7 protein-coding genes are annotated in these 6,634 nt (G+C 64.3%); 2 read left to right on the top strand and 5 right to left on the bottom strand.

Annotated features, from left to right (window positions below):
- The first annotated feature begins 206 nt into the window (after window positions 1-206).
- Complete coding sequence (gene ubiA, locus AC54T3_RS16910; protein WP_496626484.1) at window positions 207-1,124, top strand: 4-hydroxybenzoate octaprenyltransferase; 918 nt, start codon at window positions 207-209, stop codon at window positions 1,122-1,124.
- Window positions 1,125-1,191: 67 nt separating this feature from the next.
- Window positions 1,192-1,872 carry a thiol:disulfide interchange protein DsbA/DsbL gene (locus tag AC54T3_RS16905; RefSeq protein ID WP_496626483.1) on the top strand — a complete coding sequence of 227 codons (681 nt, stop codon included), beginning with the start codon at window positions 1,192-1,194 and terminating at the stop codon, window positions 1,870-1,872.
- A gap of 14 nt (window positions 1,873-1,886) precedes the next feature.
- Here AC54T3_RS16905 and AC54T3_RS16900 read toward each other — a convergent pair whose 3' ends face one another.
- The 5 genes from AC54T3_RS16900 to hemA all read right to left on the bottom strand — a co-directional run bounded on the left by AC54T3_RS16900 (window position 1,887) and on the right by hemA (window position 6,199).
- Window positions 1,887-2,420, bottom strand: a complete 534-nt coding sequence (locus AC54T3_RS16900) for a hypothetical protein (RefSeq protein ID WP_496626482.1) — start codon at window positions 2,418-2,420, stop codon at window positions 1,887-1,889.
- Window positions 2,421-2,485: 65 nt separating this feature from the next.
- Entirely contained in the window at window positions 2,486-2,902 is a 417-nt protein-coding gene (locus AC54T3_RS16895; RefSeq protein ID WP_496626481.1) for a hypothetical protein, read from the bottom strand.
- A gap of 59 nt (window positions 2,903-2,961) precedes the next feature.
- Window positions 2,962-3,825, bottom strand: coding sequence for a peptide chain release factor N(5)-glutamine methyltransferase (prmC, locus tag AC54T3_RS16890; protein ID WP_496626480.1), 864 nt, complete (start codon window positions 3,823-3,825; stop codon window positions 2,962-2,964).
- 17 nt (window positions 3,826-3,842) lie between these two features.
- Window positions 3,843-4,922 carry a peptide chain release factor 1 gene (gene prfA, locus AC54T3_RS16885; protein WP_496626479.1) on the bottom strand — a complete coding sequence of 360 codons (1,080 nt, stop codon included), beginning with the start codon at window positions 4,920-4,922 and terminating at the stop codon, window positions 3,843-3,845.
- Window positions 4,922-6,199, bottom strand: coding sequence for a glutamyl-tRNA reductase (gene hemA, locus AC54T3_RS16880; protein WP_496626478.1), 1,278 nt, complete (start codon window positions 6,197-6,199; stop codon window positions 4,922-4,924). The genes prfA and hemA overlap by 1 nt, the downstream gene beginning before the upstream one ends.
- Window positions 6,200-6,634: the final 435 nt, after the last annotated feature.

Below are 6,634 nucleotides of genomic sequence, written 5' to 3'. Positions count from 1 at the left end.
TGCAACGTGATTGATATGAAACCCATTCCCTCCGACTTTCTAAACAGCCTCTAAGGCGCCGGGTGTGGGCGGCGATCATACGTTGGACCGCGCATCCCCGAGCGGCGCTATGCGATAATTCGCGCTTAGATCCGAGCCGGCTCATCCCGTGATGCGGTTCCGGCCCTTCCGTTTATCGCTTGTCAGAAGAGATCATCCATCGCCGCATGAGCGTTCGCGAGACCAAGCTTCAGGATCAACACCATCTTGCGCCCAGGCTCGACTGGCGGGTCCGGCTCGATGCCTACTATCGGCTGATTCGGCTGCATAAACCGATCGGTATCTTCCTGTTGATGTGGCCGGCGCTGTGGGCGCTCTGGCTTGCCGGCGAGGGCCAGCCGCCCTGGCCAGTCGCGCTGATCTTCGTCGCCGGCGTGGTGCTGATGCGCTCGGCGGGCTGCGCGATCAACGACTATGCCGATCGCAAGCTGGATGGCCATGTCGCCCGCACCAACACGCGACCGTTGGCGCAGGGCCTGATCAGCCCGCTCGAGGCGGTGGCGGTCTTCGTGCTCCTGAGTCTCGCGGCCTTTGCGCTGGTGTTGCTGTTGAATTGGCAGACCATCGCCATGTCGGTGGTGGCGGTGACGCTGGCGATGATCTATCCGTTCATGAAGCGCTTCACCCATGTGCCGCAGCTGTTCCTGGGCGCGGCCTTCGGCTGGGCGGTGCCGATGGCCTTCACCGCGATTCAGGAGACAGTGCCGCTCTATGCCTGGGTGTTGTTCGTGGCCACCATGATCTGGGCGCTGATCTACGATACCGAGTACGCGATGGTCGACCGCGAGGATGATCTGAAGATCGGCATCAAATCGACCGCGATCCTGTTCGGGCGTTGGGATCGGCTCATCGTTGCGCTGCTGCAGGTGCTGATGCTGCTGATCCTGATCTGGGTCGGCTTCCAGGCGGGGCTTGGCGCGGCCTATTTCGTTGGGCTCGTCGTCGCGGCGGCGTTGTTCGGTTACCAGCAATGGTTGCTTCGGGCTCGCGAGCCGGCGCGTTGCTTCGAGGCCTTTCTGAACAATAACTACTTCGGCATGGCGGTGTTCCTCGGTCTGGTCTTCGACTATCTGCTTGCGCCCTGATTCAGCGCCGCCCGCGCCGCACTGGCTGCCCATCTCTGAGACCGATGAAGACCTTGGGAGGAATCCGATGACCGCGCAATCGACGATCCTGACGCGCCCGCTGCAAGGGGACCGTTTCGCCGCTACCGCGCTTGGCGCCCTGCTGTTGCTGTGCCTGGCGTGCGGTGCCGCGCTGGCGGCACCGAGCTTCGACGAGGGCATCGAGTATCAGGTGGTTGCCGAACCTCATCGCGCCGAGCCCGGTGATGATGTCGAGGTTTTGGCGCTGTTTTGGTACGGCTGTCCGCATTGCTATCAGTTGGAGCCAGCGATCGAGCGTTGGCTCGAGACCAAGCCGGAGGGCGTCAGCTTCCGGCGTCTACCCGCAGCGGCCTCGAGTCGCTGGATTCCGCATGCCAAGGCCTTCTTCGCGGCCGAGCAACTGGGGGAACTGGATAAGCTGCACGAGCCGCTGTTCAAGGCGCTCCATGAACAACGGCGAAAGCTGTTCAGCGATGAGCAGTTGATCGCCTTTGCCGCTGAGCAGGGTATTGACGAGGAAGCCTTTCGCGCCGCCTATCAGTCATTTCCGGTCGACATGAAGGTTCGTCAGTCGGCGGATCTGGTGCGTCACTACCAGCTCTCGGGTGTGCCAGCGATTGTCGTCAATGGCCAATACACCACCGGCGTGAGCGAGGCCGGCGGGCGCGAGCAGCTTTTCGAGTTGGTCGATTTCTTGGTCGCGCGGGAGCAGTCAGCGGCGGATTAGCGTATTCGCGCTTCTCAGGCGGCGGCGTTGGGAGCTTCCTCTTCGATGAGTTTGGCTTCAGGGTTCGGATACCGCTCGACCACCCAAGTCGGTAGCTTGGCCTGATGGGCATGATAGAGGGCGTCGGACTCGACGATGATCAGCACCAGCACGGTGACCATGATCGGCAGGATGCCGGTGCCGACGACCAGCGCGATGGCCGCCTCTTTCATCAGTCCGCCATAGACATGGGCGAGCCAGCCGAGCGTGACGACCAGGCCCGATGACAACAGCATGCCGATGAAGAGACGGCTACGACGCGCGCAGACCTGCCAGTGACACATCACGTACCAGGGATCGCGGCCGATCGAGCGGCGGGCGCGCCAGAGCGTAAAGCTGAGCAGCGAGAGCGAGACGGCTGGGATCACGGCCATCACCCAGGGAAAACTCCCCGCGATCCCGCCGGCGGCGACGGCCATCAGGATATGGTTGCCGATCAGGTTGGTGAGAAAGAGTTCGTGCGGGATCTTGGCTCTCTTGATCTCGTGGTCGCTGACATCAAAGCGCATCGATGACTCGGTATGATCCAGGGATTTCCTGGATCATATAAGACCAACCGAAGACTGTCATCTCGTCAGAGGTATCGGCGCCAATGCTCGGGGCGGGGATCGCGACAGCCGTGCTCGAGGTTCTCCCAGCGTTGTGCGAACACCAACTTGGTGGAGTTGGAGTTGCTATCGCTGCGTGTCCAGCCGTGGTTCTCGCGATAGGTCTCTTCGGTGTAGTAATAGAGTGAGCGTTTGAGCTTGAAGAGTAGGGCGCCGTCGAGGTGCAGCCCGAGTTCGCTCAGGGCGGTTTCGAGTTCCTCAAGGCAGGTCTTGCGTAGGTCGTAGGTCAGATCGAGCAGGATTGGCGACAGGGGATCGGCTTGGACGACACCGTCGACCTCGGCCAGGAAGACGGCTGCGGTGCGCGCGTCGTGACGCTCTGGATGCAGATCCCGAAAATGGATCTGGCGATGTTTGATACGGTCTGGGTCGGGCGTTTCCATAGGCGAAGTATGCTCAATCGAGCGGACGCTGATCAAGGTTTTCGTGAGGGCGCGCGCGGTCAGGATGCATCGATGATCGCCTGAGTCACCCGTTCCTGACCAGCAAGATCGCGCAGGGTGTCAATCGCCTTCAGCCTCTGTTGTTGCATGAGTGCGCGCACGTCCGCGCCCTGATCCCAGCCGTGCTCGATCGCGAGCAGTCCGCCGGGTTTCAGGCAGCGGGGCGCGTCGGCGATGAGCGCGCGAATGGCGTGCAGTCCATCGGCCCCGGCGACGAACGCGGCCCGGGGCTCGAAGCGCAGATCGCCCTGGCCGAGATGCGGATCATCGGCACGCACATAGGGTGGATTGGCAATGAGCGCGTCCAGGGAGGCGCTGCCCAGTGCGCTCGACCAGTGGCCGCGCACAAGACTGAGGTTCTCGAGCTGAAGCCGCGCCGCATTCAGGGCCGCGATGGCGAGCGCATCGGGGTCGCACTCGATGCCGATCAGGGACCACTGTGGGCGCTCATGCGCGAGCGCGGCGGCGATGGCACCGCTCCCGGTGCCGAGGTCGGCGACGCGCAGCGGTTGGTCTGCCGGCAGGGCGCGCAGGGCCAGCTCCACCAGGGTCTCGGTCTCGGGTCGCGGGATCAGGGTGGCGTGGCTAACCTGAAGCGTGAGGCTCCAGAACTCACGCTGCTGCAGCAGGTAGGCGATCGGCTCGCCGGCAACACGCCGCGTCAATAGCTGCTCGAGCCGTTGCTGCTGGGCGGCGGTGACTGCTCGTTCGGGCCAGGCAACGAGCTGGCTGCGCTCGAGCCCGGTGGCGAGGCTCAACAGCAGGTCGGCCTCGAGTGCGGCGCTGGCATGACCGGCGCCCGCCAGGCGCTGGCTGGCCGAACGCCGGAGTTCGGCAATCCTGTCGTTCGCTGGTGCGCTCACGAAGGCAAGTGAGCCTCTCAGGCGGTTGTCAGCTCGGCCAAAAGGTCAGCCTGATGTTCGTGCCGTAGCGGCTCGACCACCTGATCCAGGTGGCCCATCATCACTTCATCGAGCTTGTAGAGCGTCAGGTTGATGCGATGGTCGGTGAGTCGGTTCTGCGGGAAGTTGTAGGTGCGGATCCGCTCGGAGCGATCGCCGCTACCCACCTGCAGCCGGCGCGAGGCGCTCTGCTCGGCGGTCTGTTCGTCCTGCGCGGCTGAGAGTAGCTTGGCCTGCAGGAGCGCGAGCGCCTTGGCGCGGTTCTTGTGCTGCGAGCGCTCGTCCTGGCACTCGACCACGATGCCGCTCGGCAGGTGGGTCAGGCGGACCGCAGAATCGGTCTTATTGACGTGCTGGCCACCGGCGCCGGAGGCCCGATAGGTGTCGACGCGCAGATCGTTGGGATCGACGCTGATCTCATCAACCGCATCGACCTCGGGCAGGATGGCGACGGTGCAGGCCGAGGTATGGATGCGTCCTTGGGATTCGGTCTCGGGTACGCGCTGCACACGATGGGCGCCGGACTCGAACTTGAGCCACGCATAGACGCCGCTGCCGCTGATACGCACCGCCACCTCTTTATAGCCGCCCATCTCGCCCTCGCTGGCGCTGATGATCTCGTGGCGCCAGCCTTGTAGCTCCCCATAGCGCAGATACATGCGCAGCAGATCGCCGGCAAAGAGTGCCGCCTCGGCGCCGCCGGTGCCGGCGCGGACCTCAAGGTAGATATTGCGATGGTCGTTGGGATCCGGCGGGATCAGCAGCCGGTTGAGTTCGGGTTCGAGCTGCTCGCGCTGCTGCTCGGCCGCGTCGAGTTCCTCGCGCGCCAGCGCAGCCATCTCCTTGTCGGCGAGCATCCCGCTGGCCGAGGCGATGTCGGATTCGAGATCCAGATAGCGTTGCCAGCAGTTGATGAGCGGCTCCAGTTGCGCGTATTCGCGCCCGAGGTCGCGGAACTGATTCTGATCCGACTGCACCTCGGGCTCGGCCAACAGGGCGGTGATTTCGGCAAAGCGCTCGGCGAGCCGATCGAGCTTGCCCCGAATGGATGGGTTCATCAGCTGCCGCTATCTTGACCCTGCTGCGAGAGCTGGAACAGCTCATTGGCGGCTTGCAGCAGCTCCGATTGGCCCTCGCGACCGGCCTGTCGTAGCCGCACGCTGGGCTCATGCAAGAGCTTATTGGTCAGCACATGGGCCAGATGGCACATCACCTCATGGGCAGGCTTGCCGGCGGCGAGCTGGCGCGCGGCGCGCGAGACGGCCTCGTCGCGCACGCATTCGGCGCGGGCCCGGTAGTCCTGGATCAGCGAGACGGCATCCAGCGAGCGCACCCAAGCCATGAACTCGGTGGCATGCAGATCGATGATCTCGACTGCCTGCTCGGCGGCATGATTGCGCGAGCGCATGCCCTCGTCGACCACACCTTGCAGATCGTCGACGGTGTAGAGATAGACATCGCGCAGCTGTCCAACCTCGGGCTCGATGTCGCGCGGCACCGCGATATCGACCATGAACATGGGTCGATGCCGGCGTTGCTTGAGCGCACGTTCCACCGTGCCCTTGCCGATCACCGGCAGTGGGCTTGCGGTCGAGGAGACGACGATGTCGGCCTCGGGGAGATGGCTCGCCAGCTCGGTCAGGGCGATGGCGTAGCCATCGAATTGCACCGCCAGCCGGTGCGCGCGCTCGACGGTGCGATTGGCGACGATGATGCGCCCGATGCCGTGCTGGTGCAGATGCCGGGCCGCGAGTTCGACCGTTTCGCCGGCGCCGACCAGTAGCGCGGTCTGCTTGGAGAGGTCGCTGAAGATCTGGCGCGCCAGGCTCACCGCAGCGAAGGCCACCGAGACCGGACTGCTGCCGATGGCGGTGTCGGTGCGCACCTGCTTGGCGACCGCGAAGGTGCATTGGAACAGCCGCCCTAGGAGCCGACCGCTACCGCCGGCCTCGCAAGCGGTCTTGAACGCGGCCTTGACCTGCCCGAGGATCTGCGGCTCGCCGAGCACCATCGAATCCAGGCCACAGGCGACCTTGAAGAGATGGGTGACGGCGTCGCGGTCCTTGTGCACATAGAGATGCTGGGCGAACAGTTGCGGCTCGATGCCGTGGAATTGGCCGAGCCAGGTGCGCACCGGAGCCTCGATATCGCGTGTGTCCGTGGCGCAATAGATCTCGGTACGGTTACAGGTCGAGACGATGATCGCCTCGTCCGCTGGGCCTAGTTCGAGCAGCGTACGCAGCGCGGCGACGATGACGTCGGGCCCGAAGGTCAAACGCTCACGGATGTCGACGGGGGCGGTCTTGTGGTTGAGTCCGAGTACGATCAATGGCATGGCGGAATCGAAGGGCTAGCCGGTTGTCTGCGATGCTCCCCGGCCCGCACAATGACAAGGATGGTGCTTCGGGGCCGCGAGTGGTTGCTTTCCGCGATAGGAACTGCATGAGTATACTGCGATCGAAGCGAATAACCGGCTGATCGCGGTCAACCATCTGCCTGCCCCTTGTCTATGCGCTACCGAACTCTCGCCCCCTCTGTTCTTGCCACGATGCTCGCGTTGCTCGCCTTCGCGAGCCGTGCTGATCAGCCGCCAGCCGGCGCGCCGCCCACAACGGCGCGCCCCCCGCCAGTGAACTACACCACCAACCCCCCCGCCCCCCCCCCGCACGACACCCCGGCCGCAGCGCCGGCCCGCCCCCCCGGCCATAAGTTAGAGGTGGAAGGCGACGTGACCACCGACTACACCGTGAGTGTGGATCAGGCCACCACG

Source organism: Halochromatium sp. NSM3 (assembly GCF_059621085.1).
This window is presented reverse-complemented; position numbering and strand designations above follow the sequence as displayed.

Coding starts and splice junctions, on each gene's coding strand:
- AC54T3_RS16900 (WP_496626482.1), bottom strand. CDS start 2,420: ATGCGCTTTGATGTCAGCGACCACGAGATCAAGAGAGCCAAGATCCCG.
- ubiA (WP_496626484.1), top strand. CDS start 207: ATGAGCGTTCGCGAGACCAAGCTTCAGGATCAACACCATCTTGCGCCC.
- AC54T3_RS16895 (WP_496626481.1), bottom strand. CDS start 2,902: ATGGAAACGCCCGACCCAGACCGTATCAAACATCGCCAGATCCATTTT.
- hemA (WP_496626478.1), bottom strand. CDS start 6,199: ATGCCATTGATCGTACTCGGACTCAACCACAAGACCGCCCCCGTCGAC.
- AC54T3_RS16905 (WP_496626483.1), top strand. CDS start 1,192: ATGACCGCGCAATCGACGATCCTGACGCGCCCGCTGCAAGGGGACCGT.
- prfA (WP_496626479.1), bottom strand. CDS start 4,922: ATGAACCCATCCATTCGGGGCAAGCTCGATCGGCTCGCCGAGCGCTTT.